This window comes from Methanoculleus sp. DTU007, assembly GCF_001512385.1.
GTDB lineage: Archaea > Halobacteriota > Methanomicrobia > Methanomicrobiales > Methanoculleaceae > Methanoculleus > Methanoculleus thermophilus.
This window is the reverse complement of the sequence record NZ_LFRO01000008.1, coordinates 13144-29691: the sequence shown is the minus strand read 5'-3', so window position 1 is coordinate 29691 and position 16548 is coordinate 13144. Positions and strand designations below refer to the sequence as shown.

The 16548-nt window shown below is 59.9% G+C and carries 16 protein-coding genes; 5 read left to right on the top strand and 11 right to left on the bottom strand.

Translation table 11 applies throughout. The annotated features are described in order from the left end of the window. Positions 1-40: 40 nt before the first annotated feature. Positions 41-2251, top strand: a complete 2211-nt coding sequence (gene hypF / locus ACI94_RS00850) for a carbamoyltransferase HypF (protein ID WP_066957619.1) — start codon at positions 41-43, stop codon at positions 2249-2251. 204 nt (positions 2252-2455) lie between these two features. Here the strand turns inward: hypF and rpl12p are convergent, their stop codons facing one another. The 8 genes from rpl12p to ACI94_RS00810 all read right to left on the bottom strand — a co-directional run bounded on the left by rpl12p (position 2456) and on the right by ACI94_RS00810 (position 8305). Beyond that, positions 2456-2773, bottom strand: a complete 318-nt coding sequence (gene rpl12p, locus ACI94_RS00845; RefSeq protein WP_066957621.1) for a 50S ribosomal protein P1 — start codon at positions 2771-2773, stop codon at positions 2456-2458. Between the two features lie 31 nt (positions 2774-2804). Further along, positions 2805-3830 carry a 50S ribosomal protein L10 gene (locus ACI94_RS00840; RefSeq protein ID WP_066957623.1) on the bottom strand — a complete coding sequence of 342 codons (1026 nt, stop codon included), beginning with the start codon at positions 3828-3830 and terminating at the stop codon, positions 2805-2807. Continuing rightward, on the bottom strand, positions 3830-4471 hold the full coding sequence (locus ACI94_RS00835; protein WP_066957625.1) for a 50S ribosomal protein L1: 642 nt from the start codon (positions 4469-4471) through the stop codon (positions 3830-3832). Before ACI94_RS00835 ends, ACI94_RS00840 begins: the two co-directional genes overlap by 1 nt. Positions 4472-4522: 51 nt before the next feature. Next, the gene (locus tag ACI94_RS00830) at positions 4523-4999 is read right to left on the bottom strand and encodes a 50S ribosomal protein L11 (RefSeq protein ID WP_066957627.1); all 477 of its coding nucleotides are present in this window, start codon (positions 4997-4999) and stop codon (positions 4523-4525) included. A gap of 206 nt (positions 5000-5205) precedes the next feature. Continuing rightward, the gene (locus ACI94_RS00825; RefSeq protein ID WP_273258859.1) at positions 5206-5679 is read right to left on the bottom strand and encodes a transcription elongation factor Spt5; all 474 of its coding nucleotides are present in this window, start codon (positions 5677-5679) and stop codon (positions 5206-5208) included. A gap of 5 nt (positions 5680-5684) precedes the next feature. Beyond that, positions 5685-5894, bottom strand: a complete 210-nt coding sequence (locus ACI94_RS00820) for a protein translocase SEC61 complex subunit gamma (protein WP_066957629.1) — start codon at positions 5892-5894, stop codon at positions 5685-5687. A gap of 6 nt (positions 5895-5900) precedes the next feature. Beyond that, positions 5901-6998: a cell division protein FtsZ gene (ftsZ, locus tag ACI94_RS00815; RefSeq protein ID WP_286680981.1), complete on the bottom strand. Its 1098-nt coding sequence runs from the start codon at positions 6996-6998 to the stop codon at positions 5901-5903. Next, positions 6995-8305, bottom strand: a complete 1311-nt coding sequence (locus ACI94_RS00810) for a D-aminoacyl-tRNA deacylase (RefSeq protein WP_066957633.1) — start codon at positions 8303-8305, stop codon at positions 6995-6997. Before ACI94_RS00810 ends, ftsZ begins: the two co-directional genes overlap by 4 nt. A 93-nt stretch (positions 8306-8398) precedes the next feature. On the opposite strand from ACI94_RS00810, the gene ACI94_RS00805 reads away from it, so the two are divergent. The 3 genes from ACI94_RS00805 to ACI94_RS00795 are packed head-to-tail and all read left to right on the top strand — an operon-like array spanning position 8399 to position 11651. Beyond that, on the top strand, positions 8399-8581 hold the full coding sequence (locus tag ACI94_RS00805; RefSeq protein ID WP_066957635.1) for a hypothetical protein: 183 nt from the start codon (positions 8399-8401) through the stop codon (positions 8579-8581). Then, complete coding sequence (gene glp / locus ACI94_RS00800) at positions 8578-9780, top strand: gephyrin-like molybdotransferase Glp (RefSeq protein WP_066957636.1); 1203 nt, start codon at positions 8578-8580, stop codon at positions 9778-9780. Before ACI94_RS00805 ends, glp begins: the two co-directional genes overlap by 4 nt. Continuing rightward, positions 9774-11651, top strand: a complete 1878-nt coding sequence (locus ACI94_RS00795; protein ID WP_066957637.1) for a molybdopterin biosynthesis protein — start codon at positions 9774-9776, stop codon at positions 11649-11651. The genes glp and ACI94_RS00795 overlap by 7 nt, the downstream gene beginning before the upstream one ends. Here the strand turns inward: ACI94_RS00795 and ACI94_RS00790 are convergent. Further along, positions 11578-12060: a TIGR00725 family protein gene (locus ACI94_RS00790; protein ID WP_083524814.1), complete on the bottom strand. Its 483-nt coding sequence runs from the start codon at positions 12058-12060 to the stop codon at positions 11578-11580. The genes ACI94_RS00795 and ACI94_RS00790 overlap by 74 nt on opposite strands. 265 nt (positions 12061-12325) lie before the next feature. Here ACI94_RS00790 and ileS point away from each other — a divergent pair, with 265 nt between their 5' ends. Continuing rightward, positions 12326-15508, top strand: coding sequence for an isoleucine--tRNA ligase (ileS, locus tag ACI94_RS00785; RefSeq protein WP_273258866.1), 3183 nt, complete (start codon positions 12326-12328; stop codon positions 15506-15508). Here the strand turns inward: ileS and ACI94_RS00780 are convergent. Then, on the bottom strand, positions 15491-16225 hold the full coding sequence (locus tag ACI94_RS00780; protein ID WP_066957640.1) for a tRNA(His) guanylyltransferase Thg1 family protein: 735 nt from the start codon (positions 16223-16225) through the stop codon (positions 15491-15493). The genes ileS and ACI94_RS00780 overlap by 18 nt on opposite strands. 41 nt (positions 16226-16266) lie before the next feature. Continuing rightward, the gene (locus ACI94_RS00775; protein ID WP_286680980.1) at positions 16267-16530 is read right to left on the bottom strand and encodes a PRC-barrel domain-containing protein; all 264 of its coding nucleotides are present in this window, start codon (positions 16528-16530) and stop codon (positions 16267-16269) included. Between the last annotated feature and the right edge of the window lie 18 nt (positions 16531-16548).

The window sequence follows — 16548 nt, the reverse complement described above, 5'->3', positions numbered from 1 at the left end:
ATATCGTTGTATAACTCCATAAATTTTTGCTGAAATTTCAATGCGTACATGTGGCACTATCATCATCCGGGGCATCGTCCAGGGGGTTGGATTTCGCCCCTTTGTCTACGCAAAGGCCCGAGAATACGGGATCAAGGGGACCGTCAAAAATCTCGGGAGCGAGGTGGAGATCCGCGCGTTCGGTGACCGGTTTGAGGAATTTCTGGAGGCTGTTTCACGGGGAACGCCATTATCTCACATAGATTCTATAGATGTCCGGAATCTTTGCGGTGACCCCCCCGATACGTTTACGATTCTTGAGAGCGGCTCCGGAAGTCTCTCGGGCTTCATCCCGCCAGACGTCGCCATCTGTGACGACTGTATCGCTGATATTCTCACACCGGGCGGGCGATACGAGGGTTACTGGGCCACATCCTGCGTCAACTGCGGTCCGCGATACAGCATCATCAATGCGATCCCCTACGATCGGGAACGGACATCCATGATAGAGTTCCCGATGTGCCCCCCCTGCGAGCGCGAGTATACCGATCCCTCGTGCCGGCGCCACCATGCGCAGACGATCGCCTGTGCGGCCTGCGGACCGCACCTTGCCCTTCTGCGAATTGATGGGACTCCGATAGAAGGGGAGCCCATCAAAAAAGCGGCAGAACTCCTCGATGCCGGTTCAATCGTCGCCATCCGTGGGATCGGGGGGTTCCATATCGCCTGCACCGAAGAGGCAGCTCCTGAGTTGAAACGCCGCCTGGGCCGAACGGAGCAGCCCCTCGCAGTGATGGTGACTCCAGAGGAGGTGGAGCGGATCGCGGTCGTATCCGAGGAAGAGCGAAAGATCCTCCACTCCCGGGAGCGGCCGATCGTGGTGCTTGAGAAGCGGGATCCCGCGTCACACCAGGCGATCTCGGATCTCCACACCATCGGGTGCATGCTCCCCTACACCGGGCTGCACCACCTCCTCTTTGCGAACCTCGCTCACCCGCTCCTCGTCATGACGAGCGCAAACCTTCCGGGCTATCCGATGATCACCGATCTTGCGACCGCCCTTGAACGACTCTCGGGAGAGGTCGATTACATCCTCACCCACAACCGGCAGATCGTCAACCGGTGCGACGACTCCGTTGTACGGGACGGTTACATCATCCGCCTCTCCCGCGGCTTCGCCCCGAAACGGGCGGCGATCGATCTCGGTGATGCGTGCATCCTCGGTGTCGGACCGGAACTGAACGCAAACATCTCCATCTACAAGGACGGATTCTGCATCACCTCGCCCCACGTAGGAAACGTGAGAAACCCCCAGACCCTCGCCTACCTGCAGGAGACGGCAGAGAAGATCGGAGGGCTCGTCGGCGCCCGGTATGATTGGATCGTTCACGATCTCCATCCCCAGTTCCTCTCAACGCGCTACGCGAGGGAGGTTGCGGAGGCAACCGGGGCGGACCTCCTCGCAGTCCAGCACCACCGGGCGCACATAGCGGCGGCGACCCGGGAGGAGTGCATCGGGATCGCCATCGATGGTGTGGGCTATGGCGATGACGGCACAATCTGGGGCGGCGAGGTCTTCGCCGGGCAGGTACCCAACCTCGACCGGGTCGGTCACCTCGAGGTCGTCCCGATGCCGGGCGGCGATCTTGCCACCCGGTATCCCGAACGGATGCTCTACGGCATCCTGCCGACAGACGAGGTCCGCGACCTGCTCGCATCGAGAGGGTGGAGCGAGATCGAACTTGCGGTTCTCGCACGGCAGGTCGAACGGGGCTTAAACGTCGCGAGTACTTCCAGCACCGGCCGGGTTCTTGACGCCGCAGCGGCACTCCTTGGGATCTGCCGGGAGCGGACCTACGATGGAGAGCCGGCGATGAAACTTGAGGCGAGAGCCTACGCGGGAAAACCATCGGTCTGGGAACACAACATCCTGCGCGGAAAAGACGGCTGTGAGGTCCTCTCGACCCGATCGATTCTCGCAGAGGCCTACCGGCGGTTCGGTGCCGGGGAGCGGGTCGAAGATATCGCCGCATCCATCCAGTATAATCTCGCGAGAGGCGTTGCCGCGATGGCCGTCAATGCGGCAGAAGAGCGTGGGATCCCGCGGGTTGCCCTCTCGGGCGGGGTAGCCTACAACCGGGCGATCAGAGAGACGATCCGGGCTGAGATCCTTGCCGCCGGGCTCGAGTTCGTCATGAACAGGGATTATCCCCTCGGTGACGGATGCATCAGCTTCGGGCAGGTGGTCTACGGGGGGAGTATTGAGAAGTAAGCCGAGCAGAAACTCTGGCTAAAGCGATCACTCCGGCTCCTGTCCTCGAATATCAGGGAGGAGCCGCCCATCCGATACTCTCCTTACAGCCGTAAGCGTCTCCTCTGTACAGACTGTAGCAAGGCAAAACTATTCTTGAGAAGAGCAACCATCAGGGGAGATATTCACAAAAGCGCCAGCACCCACCGGCGAAAGAAAAAGGGTTTAGCCGAAGAGGGCACCGAGACCGGCCATGCCGCTCTCTTCTTCCTCTTCCTTCTTCTCCTCTTTCTTCTCCTCTGCTTCGGCTGCGGGTGCGGCGGCTGCAGGGGCAGCGGCTGCGGCGGGCGCAGCGGCGACAGGTGCAACGGCGGCCTTGCTGATGGCCTCCTCGATGTTCACGTCCTCGAGTGCGGCGACAAGGGCCTTCACACGGGCGTCATCAACGGCGACACCGGCCGCGTTCAGGACAGCAGTCACATTCTCTTCAGTAATCTCTTTGCCTGCGTTGTGCAGGAGCAGTGCAGCGTAGATATACTCCATGTTGATTCACCTCATTCTTTTGAAATAGTGTTTAGCCGAAGAGGGCGCCGAGACCGGCCATGCCGCTCTCTTCCTCCTCTTCCTTCTTCTCCTCTTCCTTCTCCTCTTCCCCGGACTTTGCCTCGGCCGGCGCCTCTACCGCAGCAGGGGCTGCGGCAGTCGCAGCGGAGGCTGCCTGCAGGGTCGCTTCATCAAGTTCGAAGCCGTGGCTCTGTGCAGCAAGCGCAACGGCCAGCATCTCGCGCTGTGCCCGTCCGATGATCAGGTCGACGATATCTTTCTCGTAGATGCTCGCCTCGACACCCACGTTCCGGGCTTCCTGGACCGCCTTGCCAATGATCGCGCCGATGGTAATCGACGTCGGGATGACTGCGTTGACCGAGAGGTTGAATGCCTGCTGGGCAGCAAGTGCGATGTTGTTCGCGTAGGCTTCTTCATCGATAGAGAGCAGATCCGGTGTAAAGATAGTGCCCCGATAGTAGGCAGCCTGCAGGACGAGGCCGACATCCATAGGCTTGATGCCGAGCTTGAGAAGCGCATCGGCAATCTTCTTATTGATGGTCTCGCCCTTCTTCACGACAGTCTTTTCCTCGCGGATCTTGACTTTTCCGCCCTCAATGACTGCGGGAATGCCCACCTGCTGAAGCTCACCGACGATTGGACCGGGCTTGAAGCTGGTCGGACCCTTCGGGACAACAATATCCTCAGGAGCGGTCTCACCAGGCTTTGCAGCCATCTTCGTCTTGGTCTTCTCCAGCTGCTTAAAGAGCTTGAAGGGATTCTCGTTCGTGAAGATCAGGGCGCTCTGGCCTTCGGCGTAGTCGTTTAATGCCGCAACGCTGCCGCCGAGCTCGTTTAAGGCGTGCTCGATCAGCGTGTTCCGGGCCATCTTCACCGTCGCGGTCCCGCGGAGGTTCCGCCGGATCTGCTGGACCTGCGATGCCGGAATGCCGTACATGTCCACGACACCGACAAGCGCGTGCTCCTCGATGCCGCGCTTGATCGCCTCGACCTCTTCCTTCTTCCACCGGGGCAGGTGGTGCGTATAGAGTGCCATCAGATTACCCTCACTGCCGGCCCCATGGTCGTTTTCACGTAGACCGAATGAATGTTCATTGCCCCGCTCTCGAGGACAGACTCAACCCGTCGCAGGATCACATCAATATTCTCGGCGATCGCTGCCGGGTCCATGCTTGCCGATCCGACCTTCGCATGGAAGACTTTCTTGTCCTTCGTCCGGATCCTCACGGAACTTCTCAGCCGCTGGACGACGGGCCTGATATCCATTCCCTGCGGAATCGGCATCGGCATTCGTCCGCGCGGACCAAGCCTGACACCGAGGTACCGGCCGACGAGAGGCATCACTGCCGTCTCAGCAAGGAAGAACTGGTACTCCTCCGCCACTTTTCGCGCTTCCCGGGGTTCTCCCCCGAGCCGCTCAATCTCCTCAGGCCCGATGATGAGGTCCACATTCACCTCTTTTGCCTGCGTGGTGATGTCGCCCTTCCCGAGAACGGCGATCTTGACGTTGTCAAAACCGTTCGGGAGAAGAATCGTCTCATCAATACGATTCTTGGGCTGGGACATATCGATATTCCTGAGGTTGACGGTGATATCCACACTCTCCTTGAACTTCCGTTCCGGAGCCTTCTCCAGTGCCGTCTTTACGGCTTCCTGTATAGTGGTTCTGTCAACCATCCTTTGCCTCCATAGTACACGACCTCACGATCTTCTATGGTTGTCTGACATCTATTCGACGAGTACGCCGTCGTACTTTCCATCGTTGATGGCCTGGATCATCTCGCGGGGCTTCATACCCTCGACGGTGACACCAACACTCACGCACGTACCGACAACCTCTTTAACAGCGGATTTCAGGTCGTACGAGAGCATGTCATCAAGTTTCATACGGGCGATACGAACGGCGGCCTCCAGCGGCAGGTTTCCTGCCACCTGAGTACCCGGCTCTGCAGAACCCTTCGCGATACCGGCCTCTTTCATAATGAGTGCCGTTGTGGGCGGAATACCCACCTCAATCGTGAAGTTCCGTTTCTCGTCGACCGTGACAGTCACCGGCACCTGCATGCCGTTGAAGTCCGCTGTTTTCTTGTTGATCTCGTCGACGACAGCCTTCACGTTGATACCGAGAGGTCCTAGCGCCGGTCCGAGAGGTGGACCTGCTGTTGCCTTGCCGCCGGGTACCAATACCTCGACCGTTTCTGCCATACAAATTCACCAGCTTATTCCTCAGGAGGAATAGTTGCCTGGGTTATCTAAGGTCATCGTGAGAGAATTTAAATATAGTGCCGGGCGGCTCCACACCGGTTCCCCCGCCAATCAGGGAGCATGAATGCGCGAAGGCGAGAGAACTGGTTAGGCAGCACCTGCAACGCAAGGAGCCTTACCGCCATCCAAAAAGAGTGAGAATATTCTCAGCTCGTCTCTTCCGTCCGCTCTACGATGCGGACGGAGTCCCCGCGTACCGTGATCGGAATCGGGACCATACTCTCGTATAACTCGACCGTAATCTCTTCTTTCCCGGAATCGATCCTCTTTACGACCGCCTTCTCACCCTTGAAGGGGCCGGCGATGATCTCGACGATAGTGCCCTCGGCGATGCCGCTGACCACCGGCTTCGGCACCAGGAAATGTTCAACCTCCGAGAGGGCAGTCGAGCCATGCACCACGGCACGCGCATGGGGGATCAACTCTATCAGTTGCTCGATCCGGGCCAGGGAATCAGGGCTCTCCACAAGGACGTATCCTCTCAGTTCCTCGGGAGCCATAACTGCCACGACATGGATATCCTTCTGGTCCCGGATAACCTTCTCGATGTTGTCGGCTACGGTCCGTTCCTGTTTTGCGGTCGTCTTTATTGCATATATCCGGTTTGTGCTCTCAGCCATATCCATCATTTGGGCATTACCAGCATAATCTCGTATATGATAAAGCCGACAAGACCGATGAGCATGATCCCGGCCGCCGCCACGATCGCAATCTTGGAGAACTCATCGCGGGTCGGCGTTCGTGCAAGCTTCAGCACGCGCCAGTACTTCTTGAAGAGTTCCTCTTCGATCTTGATCGATTTTACTTCGTTGAATTTTTCCTTATAGTCCATCATATCGGCTCACTTCAGAAAGTCGATCTCAAACTCCTTCATCATTCGTGGCGTACTCTTTTCATTCCTCCCATATATTTGTGGTGACCGAACTCCAGTGACGACAAGCAGTGTCCGCATCTTGCCCTGCATATCAGGATCGACCTGGGCACCCCAGATGATGCGGGCATCGGGATCTATACGGTCGTAGACCTCCTGGATGACGGCCTCCGCTTCATACATCGTCATATCCGGCCCACCGACAACATTGACGAGTGCTGCGCTCGCCCCGGAGATATCCACATCAAGCAGTGGGGAACGCAACGCCTTCTTGACCGAGTCGGCGGCTTTATCCTCGCTGTCACTCTCGCCCATCCCGATCATCGCAACGCCGCCGCGCTCCATGACGGTCCGGACATCGGCGAAGTCCAGGTTGACAAGCCCGGGCATCGTGATGAGCTCGGTGATGCCCTTGACGGCCCGCATCAGCACTTCGTCCGAGACCTTGAAGGCAGCGTGGAGCGGGAGGCGGGGAACGACCTCAAGCAGGCGGTCATTCGGGACGACGATGACGGTATCCGCCACTTCCCGAAGCCGCTCAAGGCCTGCCTCGGCATTCTGGGCGCGTATGGCACCCTCGGTCGTGAACGGCAGGGTGACGACGGCGATGGTCAGGGCACCCTCCTCCCGGGCGGCTTTCGCGACGACGGGTGCGGAGCCTGTGCCGGTGCCGCCCCCGAGTCCCGTGGTGATGAAGACCATATCGCACCCCTCAACAGCGCGTTTGATATCGTCTTCGTTCTCAAGAGCCGCCTCCTCACCGACCTGGGGAATCGAACCCGCACCAAGACCGCGAGTTCTCTGCCTCCCGATAAGGATCCGGGTATCCGCGCGGGTTCGGATAAGGTGCTGAGCATCGGTGTTGAGAGCGATCAGCCGCGCCCCATTGATGCCTTCCTCCGCCATTCGGGTGACCGTATTCGACCCTCCGCCTCCGCATCCGACGACTGCGATCTCGGTCCGGAGTTCCATAAGGACATCTTCAAGTTCCTTATCAACCTCAGTGGGTTCAACAAAACGTTGCTCCTCTCGTGCCCGTGAAAGTGCTTCTTCTACGATGGACTTCATATATACCCCTCCAATCCCGGAATATGTATCCGCTTCACGCTGGTTGTCTGCACTGCATCAGGTGTGATCGTTCGCCCCCCGATCTCAACCGCTTCCCCGTTGGCAAGCTTGGCAAAGAGTGATCCTCTTGGGATCCCATGTCTACGCGCCTTTTCAGGATCGAACCGCACCTTCCGAAGGACAAGGTGATCACCGTCGATAGCAGCGTCTTCACAGATAAGTAAGAGTTTTACGCAGAGGGTAGTTATATCCCTTGCGAGTTGAGAGGACTCATTTTCAAAGCCGATAAACGTTGATATGACCTCTTTTGATCCTTTTGAGATATGAGCCACCTTTAATTTGTCAAGGGATTCAAGAAATTCAACCTTATTGGATTTTACGGTTTCTTCAACTAATTCCTGGATTACGGGGACCGGAACAGGGTTTCCCCGTCCAGTAAGATTATGGATATGAATGCGTGATCCGGGGGCGAGATCTTTGGCGAGAGCGCGTACTGCAAGATAGGTGGCCCATTCAAGGCGAGAGGCCTCGATGATCTCCGACTCAGAAAGGATGGGCAGGTTGGTCGCGTCGAGCAACCGTTCAATTCGCCCGGCCTCATCGGATGAAAGTGATTTCCTGTCGACGTAAGCAGCGACAGCAGAACTCGCCTCTTGCATCCTCCGGATGCTCTCGGGGTTGATGGCACCGATCTGACGGGTAGGTACAATATGACCGAAAGCACCCCGGGAGGAGAGGGCAATCTCCGTCTGCCGCACAGCGTAGTGGGTCCCGCCAAAGCCGAGGAGGTTGATCGTCTCAAGGGGCGCCGCAGAGAGGATGCTCTCCGCAACCGCTCTCCCGGCCATTGGATCGGCCCACTCGGCGGCAGTGGAGCCGATCTCGACGAAGAACGACGGTATCGCGAGCGCCGTCGGGCCGTGGTGCGTCACCTCATAGGAGACACGGTAGCCCTCCGGGGCCCTGGCGGCAAGGTTTTGCAGGACGGCATGCATCCAGGCGGGGGCTGCCGGCGCGAGCATCCCGGGCTCCCCTCCAAGGTCGGCGGTCTCGTAGTTGCCGGTCACGTGCACGGTCAGAGCAGGAGTCGGGTGCACACTCGAGTGCCGGGAGATGAAGATGATAAGGTCTGCATCGATCGTCTCGTCGATCCGGTCCTGATAGATCAGCCGCCCATCTATCTCGTGGAACGCGAGCTCGTGATCTGCAAGCGGCCATGGACCGCCCTCCCTTAGCAGAGTTCGAAGGTTGTCACGGATGTTTACCCCGGCAATGTCCTGTTTTGAGTTAATCAGCGCGATCCGCATCGATACATACGTTGGCGGGCTGCACGCTAAATGATAGTGCTGGTTGGCCGGACAGTAAATCCTATCTCTCTACAGGCAAACCATCTGTGTACTATGGACGAAGAGAAGATACGGAAAGCATTCGAGGCATACGGCATAACCAACGAGATTACCTGTCCACAGGCCTTCGAGATCGCCGAGAAATACAATATTCCAAAGATGGATATCGCCCGCTACTGCAACCAGCACGAACCGAAGATCAAGATCAGGAGTTGTCAGCTGGGCTGCTTCAGATGAGCCTCTTCCTTGAGGTCGTACCCGTCAGCGAGGCCGTAGAGACGGTGCGGAGGATAGCACCCTCACCCGGGTGCGAGGAGATCCCGCTCGAAGACGCTCTCTACCGGGTCCTTGCCCGGGACGTCCTTGCCGATATCGATATACCCGGGTTTGACCGGTCGACGGTCGACGGCTACGCTGTCATTGCGGCCGATACCACCGGGGCTTCCGAGGCCATTCCGGCGATGCTCCAGTGCCGGGGTCGGGTCCTGATGGGGAAGGCCAATGCAGATCGGATCTCCCCGGGGACCTGCTGGTACGTCCCTACAGGAGGGGCTCTTCCCGAGGGGGCGGACGCAGTTGTGATGATCGAGCACGCAGAGCAGATCGGAGACGATATCCTGGTGCATCGCCCGGTGGCACCCGGAGAGAATGTGGTCCTTCGCGGCGAAGACTTTGAGGGAGGAAAAACGGTCCTTGAACGGGGACGCATGCTCTCGCCGCGCGAGATCGGTGTCGTCGCGGCGATCGGCGCCGACAGGGTCTGCGTGATGAAGACGCCGAAGGTCGGGATCATATCAACAGGAAACGAGGTCGTCCCGATCACGAGCACTCCCGGGCCAGGCGAGGTGCGGGATGCAAACTCCTACCTGGCCGGGACCTTTGTCGCGGAGCGAGGCTGCCACCCGGTATACTTCGGGATTGTCCGGGATGAACGGGCAGCCTTGCGGCAGGTGATCTCATCGGCACTCGATCAGTGCGACGTAGTCCTGATATCAGGGGGGTCCTCGAAGGATGAACGGGACAACACCGCGGCGGTCATCGAAGAACTCGGTGAGGTGCTGGTGCACGGGATCGCGCTCGCTCCTGGAAAACCCACGATCATCGGGACTGCCCGGGGAAAACCGGTCATCGGGCTCCCCGGGCACCCGGCTTCGGCCTTCGTCGTGCTCGTCGCTATCGTCGAACACCTGCTCGCAGCGATGCTCGGCGTCACCGTCGCCCGGCGGACTGTCCGCGCACGGCTGACACAGAATATCCCCTCGACACGTGGGCGGGAGGACTATATCCGGGTCAGCCTCAGAGACGGAGAGGCGACGCCGGTCTTCGGCAAATCCGGGCTCCTCAATACCCTGGTGAGGAGCGAGGGGCTCGTGCGCATCCCGGCCTCGAGCGAGGGGTTCGAGGTCGGTGAAGAGGTGGAGGTGATCCTGTGGTGAAGCGTTACCTCTCGGTCATATCGCTTGACGAAGCGCGTGCGCTCGTGGCTCGCTCGTTCCCGGGAGTTCCCGGGATCGTCAAAATCCCGGTAAACACCGGGGCGGTGGGGAGGATCACCGCAGAGCCTATATTTGCCCGGTTCTCGGTTCCGGCCATTCACATCTCGGCGATGGACGGGATTGCGGTCAGGAGCGCAGATACACTCGGAGCGAGCGAGCAGCGGCCCGTAACCCTCCCGGATGCAGCGAGGGTCAATACAGGGAATATCATCCCGCCCGGTTACGATGCCGTGGTGATGATCGAGGATGTCTGGGTCGAGGCGAAGTCCGGCGACGGAGAAACGTATACCATCAGAAAACCGGTCAGCCCCTGGCAGCATATCCGGCCGGTCGGTGAGGATATCGGCGAGTCGGAGATGATCCTCCCAAGAGGCCACCGGATCCGGCCGCATGATCTGGGTGCGCTTGCAAGTTACGGGGTTACGGAGATCCCGGTCATACATCTCCGGGCAGGACTGATCCCCACCGGGAGTGAACTTGTGCCGGTCGGTGAGATGCCGCCGCCCGGGAAGGTGGTGGAGAGCAACACCCTGATGGCCGCGGCGATCCTTTCGGAAGCGGGTGTGGAGACGCACCGCTACCCCATCGTCCCGGACGACTACAACCAGATCCGGGACGCCGTCAGGCGGGGTGTCGCAGAGAACGATATCCTGCTCGTCTCGGCCGGTTCATCCGCCGGGACACGCGACTACACCGCCGATATCATTCGCGATCTTGGTGAGGTTCTGGCGCACGGGGTTGCCATCAAACCAGGAAAGCCCGTGATCATCGGTAGAATTGAGGGAAAACCGGTGATCGGTCTTCCCGGCTACCCCCTTGCCGCTGCAACCGTGCTTCGCGAGATCGTCCTGCCGCTGATTTCACGCTACGGCCTTTCCACCCCACGGCCCGAGCGGGTCGATGCCAGACTGACCACGAGCCTTCACTCGGATATCGGCACCGACGAGTTCGTCCTCCTCTCGGTGGGAAGGCTCGGCGAGCGCTGGGTGGCGGTGCCGCAGTCACGGGGCGCCGGCGTCCAGATGAGCGCGGTTCGCGCGAACGGCTACATGCAGATCCCGGCGCAGAAGGAAGGCGCCGAGGCGGGAGAGACCGTTAGCGTCCGGCTTACCGTCCCCCGTGCGGAGGCCGAAGAGGCGGTGCTCATCACCGGGAGCCACGATCCGGCTCTCGACTACCTGGCCGACCTGGTGCGGCCTCGCGGCGTCGATATCCATTCCACCCATGTAGGGAGCATGGGCGGGGTGATTGCGCTAAAAAAAGAGGAGTGTCACGCGGCCCCGATGCACCTCCTCGCTCCCGACGGCACCTACAACACCTACTACCTGGATCGCTACATGCCGGGCGCGGACCTTGCCCTCCTCTGCGTTGCAAAGCGGCAGCAGGGGGTCATCTCCCGCGACGGGTTGACCTTTGACGACCTACCCGGCCGGACGTTCATCAACCGGCAGAAGGGATCCGGGACCCGGATGCTCCTCGACCGCCACCTCGCAGAACGCGGGATCGATCCGGCATCCATTCCCGGCTACGACCGCGAAGTGACGACGCACCTTGCGGTGGCGCTCGCTGTCAAGACCGGTGAGGCGGATGCCGGGATGGGGGTCTACAGCGCCGCAAAGGCGCTTGGTCTCGAGTTCGTCCCGGTGGCGACAGAGCGCTACGAGCTCGTGATGCACCGCGCGATGCTCGATGACCCGAGGATTGCAACGCTCATCGAGACGGTCTCCTCAGAAGCGTTCAAGAAGGTCCTCCGCGACCTTGGGGGCTACGAGACGGACGAGACGGGCGTCCTGCGCGGACTGCGAGGCTGACCGCCTCCTCTGGCGTGGCGCAGGCCCTCACACCATCTATTTTCCAGGTCGAGAGGCCGTAGACGGGCTTTCCGATCTTGAGTGCGACGGCAATCTCCGAGAGCGTGCCGTAACCTCCACCGACGGCGATGACTGCGTCAGCCGACTGGACGAGAATGACGTTTCGCGCATGACCCATACCGGTGCGGATGATCACATCCAGATACGGATTTCCGTCCCCGGTGTCCGGGAGGATGCCTACGGTCGTCCCGCCGGCCTCCCGTGCGCCCCGCGAGACGGCCTCCATCACCCCGCCGAGGCCGCCGCAGCAGACGGTCCCGGCCGCCTCGGCGATGAGGCGGCCGACCGATCTCGCCATATCGTATTCTTCGTCGGAGCAGTCCCCCCTCCCGATGACTGCGATCTGCATGAGAGAGAGTCTGGCGGGCGAAAGATAAAAGGAACAGGGTGGGCTGTGGAACTTTAGTGGTCGCGAGTCGCACTTACAGTGCTCCCACTCCGGACAGGACGTCCATCGTGATTCGCACCTACGGTGCTCACGCTCCTGTCGTTCCGACAGTCGCAAACTGCGTCTTTGGTGCTCGCGCTCCTGTCGGAACAACTGGAGTGCACACAAACACTTTGTCTCCTCAGAACAAACGGTACACCAGAGTGCTGAATATGAGGGATACAAGGTGAAAGAGGTCACCAGCAGTTACAACCCGCGTGAACTTGAGACAGAGGTCCAGGATTACTGGAAGCGGGAGAATATTTATGCACGCGTCCAGGCGCTGCGCAAGGATGGAAAAGCATTCTTTTTCGTCGACGGGCCGCCGTATACCACCGGCCACATCCACCTCGGCACCGCCTGGAACAAGATCATCAAAGACTCCATCCTCCGCTACCACCGGATGCAGGGCAGAAATATCATCGAGCGGGCCGGCTATGACATGCACGGCCTGCCTATCGAGGTGAAGGTCGAGCACCAGCTCGGGTTCACTTCAAAGAAGGACATCGAGGAATACGGCATCGCAGAATTCATCGAACAGTGTCGATCGTTCGCCCTGACGCACATGGCGATCATGAGCGAGCAGTTCCGGCGGCTCGGCATCTGGCTCGACTTCGACAACCCCTACCAGACCATTGATCCAGGATACATCGAGTCCGCATGGTGGGCGGTCAAGCGGGCCGACGAACGCGGCCTGCTCGAGCGCGGCTACCGGGTCGTGAACTGGTGCCCCCGATGCGAGACGGCGATCGCCGACTCGGAGGTTGAGTATTGGGACGAGACCGATCCTTCCATCTTCGTAAAATTCCCGATCGTCGGGCGCGAGAACGAGTACCTGGTGATCTGGACGACAACACCCTGGACCCTTCCAGCCAACGTGGCGGTAGCGGTCAACGCAGAGTTTACGTATGCGCGGGTGCGGGCAAAGAAGGACGATAAAGAAGAGATCCTCTGGATTGCCGAGAAACTCGTTGAATCGGTCCTGAAGATGGGCCGGTACCAGGACTATACAGTCCTAGAGACGGCGAGCGGGAGCGATCTTATCGGGATGGAGTACGCATCGCCGCTCGCCGGCCAGGTGCCGCATCAGGCAGAGATCCGGCACCGGGTCGTCGAGGCAGACTATGTCGCACTCGAGAACACCGGTCTCGTCCACATTGCACCGGGGCACGGGTGGGATGACTACCTGGTCGGCATCCGGGAAGGGCTTGAGATCTTCTGTCCGGTTGACGCCGGCGGATGCTTCACGCCGGCAGCCGGGACGACGTTTGAGGATATGTACGTCCGGGACGCAAACGACTTCATCATTGAGGCGCTCGGCGATTACCTCCTCGCTCGACAGACGATCACCCACCGCTACGGTCACTGCTGGCGGTGCAAGACCCCCATCATCTACCGGGCAACGGCGCAGTGGTTCGTGAAGGCCACCGAGATCCGCGACCAGATGCTTGAGGAGATCGCAAAGGTGAAGTGGTACCCGGAGTGGGCGGGAAGCGCCCGGTTCCACGACTTCGTCAAAGAGTCACGCGACTGGTGCATCTCCCGGCAGCGCTACTGGGGCATCCCCATCCCCATCTGGCACTGCGAGAAGTGTGACAGATACACCGTCGTCGGCACCATCAAGGAACTCGAGGAGTTGTCGGGGGCAAAGATTGCCGACCCCCACCGTCCCTACGTAGACACCGTCACCATCCCGTGCTCCTGCGGCGGGGTGATGCGCCGGGTGACCGATATCTTCGATGTCTGGTTCGACTCGGCGGTCGCCTCCTGGGCAACCCTTGGGTTCCCCCAGGAGCGCGAGGCCTTCGACCGCTACTGGCCGGCGGACTTCATCACCGAGGGGCAGGACCAGACCCGGGGCTGGTTTTACTCCCAGCTCGGGGCGAGCACCGTGGCGTTCGGCCGGGCCCCCTACAAGAGCGTTCTGATGCACGGGTTCGCGCTCGATGCCGAAGGGCGCAAGATGAGCAAGAGCCTCGGAAACGTCGTAACACCCGAAGAAGTGATGAACCAGTTCGGCGTTGACGTTCTGCGGCTCTACGCCCTCTGGGCGAACGCTCCCTGGGACGACCTGAAGTTCAACTGGGAGGGTGTGAAGACCATTCACCGGACGCTCAACATCCTCTGGAACGTCTACCGGTTCCCGCTCCCATATATGATCCTTGACTCGTTCCAACCTGCATCCAGAGAGGACGGCCGGTGGGACGATACCTATGTCCAAGAAAAGATCAGCGAGATGCCGCAGGAGGACCGCTGGATTCTCTCCCGGGTGAACACGCTCATCCGGACTGTGGCCGATGATATGCGCGAGTACAACCTCCACAAAGTGACGCGGGCACTCACGACCTTCATCCTCGAGGACCTCTCCCGCTGGTACGTGCAGCTCGTCCGGCCGAGGATGTGGCTTGAGGAGGACTCACCGGAGAAGAGGTATGCCTACGAGACCTCGTACTATGTCCTGCGCCGTCTGACCGCGATCCTTGCACCGTTCGTCCCCCATATCACCGAAGAGATCTACAGTAACCTCCGCCTTTCCGGGGATCCGGAGAGCGTCCATATGCTCGATTGGCCAAAGGCGGACGACCTCCTGATCGATCCGGATCTTGAAGCGGATATGGAGATCATCCGGTCGTTTGACGATGCAGTCGCCACCGCACGGCAGGCGGGAAAAAGGAAACTCCGCTGGCCGATCGATGAGGCCGTGGTGGTCACCGAGAGCAACGACGTGAAGACGGCCCTTGAGGACTTAAACGCCCTTGCCTTAAACCGGGCGAACGCCAGGAAGGTCAGGGTCGTTACCGGGAGATGGGAGCGGATCTTGTGGAAGGCAGAACCGGTTATGCGGGCTATCGGCCCGGAGTTCGGAAAAGAAGGGCCGAAGGTCAAGAGCCTGATTGAGGGTGCCGACGGCACCGCCCTGAAGACCGCGATCGATCGGGAGGGAGAGGCAAAACTCGACGGCTACACGATCTCCGCACGCCATGTCGCCTTCACCGAAGCCCTTCCGGAGGGGGTCTTTGCAGCTCCCATGAAGGACGCGACGGTCTACGTGGACATCACCCTCACGCCGGAACTCGAGGCAGAGGGCTACGCCCGCGAGGTGATCCGGCGGATCCAGGAGATGCGCCGCCAGTTGAACCTGAACGTCAACGAATTCATCGTCGCGACTGTGGAGGTCGGCGACGAGCGAGTAGCCTCCCTCCTCGGGGAAGAGGTGTGGAAGAAGGAGATTGCCGGCGAAGTGCGGGCAGCAGCCCTCACCATCCGGCATGCTGACGGGGAGAAGCCCAAAGAGGCTTTTGCCCTCGAGAAGGACTGGGATGTGGAAGGCGTGCAGATGCAGATGGGCATCTCACGCGCCGGTGAGTGACCGGATCAGGGCCCTTCCCTCCTCCGTCAAAAAGAGCGGCGTCTCGTCCGGTTCCCGGATGCAGGTCCGCGCAGCCTGCACGGTCTCCCCCGTCAGGGGGTTATACCCTTCTTTTATGCACTCATCCCGATAGAGGAGCGTCCCCCGCCGCTGCCAGGCAGGGGTTGCCGCCAGGTTGACGCCCCGCGCAAACATCATCTCATGCATGGCGTCCGACTGCATGCCCCGGAGGGCCGCGGCGGCTTCCCGGGGGGTCATTCCCTCCTCGATCAGGGCATTCTGGCAGTAAGCGTTGATATGGTTTCGCCACGCCTCGTTCTGCCTCGATATGAGGTACTCGATCGCAAACTCTCCGGCTGCAGGGATGATCCGGGCGTCGAACGCAAGCGGCTCAGTACACCCGAGCTCGATCGTGAGCGCACTTGCCGCAATCGCGGCCGTCACCGAGTCAATCTTTTCCACTCTCCCGGAGAAAGGAAGGGTCTTAAAGTAGAGGCTGATCTCGTCGGAGAAGGTGTAGGCGAAGACCGGCGCTAGACCGCTCCCGGTGAGGAGGTGGCGGCAGACCGAGCACATGCTTGCGTGGAATGCCTGATCGAACGGTTTTTTAAGATCGAGCGTACGGGTCAGGCGGTGGAAGGCCCGGCCGTCGAGTCTGACAAAAATTGGGGGGAAGATGGTGAGATTCGAGAAGATCTCACGGTTTACTATATCCATAATATACTATCGATAGAGATCTCGGGCCGAGAGGGTTGTAGTTACTCTTCCTTTGCCGGCAACTTGAAGATCCCGGGGATGTGGCGGACGATGACGATATCCCCGACGCTCTTTACGATCCGGAAGGGGATCTGCAGCCCAACGTACCCCTTTACCTCACCGATCTCGGGGTTGAGTTCTCCGACTGCAAGGGAGTCAATTTTCTTCTGATCCACATCGATCACAACATCGTCGACATTCCCAACAAAGATGGCCCTATCGGTATAGACGCTCAGTCCGAACAACTCTGTGACCTGTGCTCTCATCGGTACCCTCTGAAGGTA

Excerpts from the sequence above, each read along its gene's own strand:
- ACI94_RS00830 (WP_066957627.1), bottom strand. The coding sequence starts at position 4,999 with ATGGCAGAAACGGTCGAGGTATTGGTACCCGGCGGCAAGGCAACAGCA.
- hypF (WP_066957619.1), top strand. The coding sequence starts at position 41 with ATGCGTACATGTGGCACTATCATCATCCGGGGCATCGTCCAGGGGGTT.
- ACI94_RS00840 (WP_066957623.1), bottom strand. The coding sequence starts at position 3,830 with ATGGCACTCTATACGCACCACCTGCCCCGGTGGAAGAAGGAAGAGGTC.
- ACI94_RS00780 (WP_066957640.1), bottom strand. The coding sequence starts at position 16,225 with ATGGATATAGTAAACCGTGAGATCTTCTCGAATCTCACCATCTTCCCC.
- ACI94_RS00820 (WP_066957629.1), bottom strand. The coding sequence starts at position 5,894 with ATGATGGACTATAAGGAAAAATTCAACGAAGTAAAATCGATCAAGATC.
- ACI94_RS00825 (WP_273258859.1), bottom strand. The coding sequence starts at position 5,679 with ATGGCTGAGAGCACAAACCGGATATATGCAATAAAGACGACCGCAAAA.
- ACI94_RS00810 (WP_066957633.1), bottom strand. The coding sequence starts at position 8,305 with ATGCGGATCGCGCTGATTAACTCAAAACAGGACATTGCCGGGGTAAAC.
- glp (WP_066957636.1), top strand. The coding sequence starts at position 8,578 with ATGAGCCTCTTCCTTGAGGTCGTACCCGTCAGCGAGGCCGTAGAGACG.
- ACI94_RS00835 (WP_066957625.1), bottom strand. The coding sequence starts at position 4,471 with ATGGTTGACAGAACCACTATACAGGAAGCCGTAAAGACGGCACTGGAG.
- ACI94_RS00790 (WP_083524814.1), bottom strand. The coding sequence starts at position 12,060 with ATGCAGATCGCAGTCATCGGGAGGGGGGACTGCTCCGACGAAGAATAC.
- ACI94_RS00775 (WP_286680980.1), bottom strand. The coding sequence starts at position 16,530 with ATGAGAGCACAGGTCACAGAGTTGTTCGGACTGAGCGTCTATACCGAT.
- ACI94_RS00805 (WP_066957635.1), top strand. The coding sequence starts at position 8,399 with ATGGACGAAGAGAAGATACGGAAAGCATTCGAGGCATACGGCATAACC.
- ftsZ (WP_286680981.1), bottom strand. The coding sequence starts at position 6,998 with ATGAAGTCCATCGTAGAAGAAGCACTTTCACGGGCACGAGAGGAGCAA.
- rpl12p (WP_066957621.1), bottom strand. The coding sequence starts at position 2,773 with ATGGAGTATATCTACGCTGCACTGCTCCTGCACAACGCAGGCAAAGAG.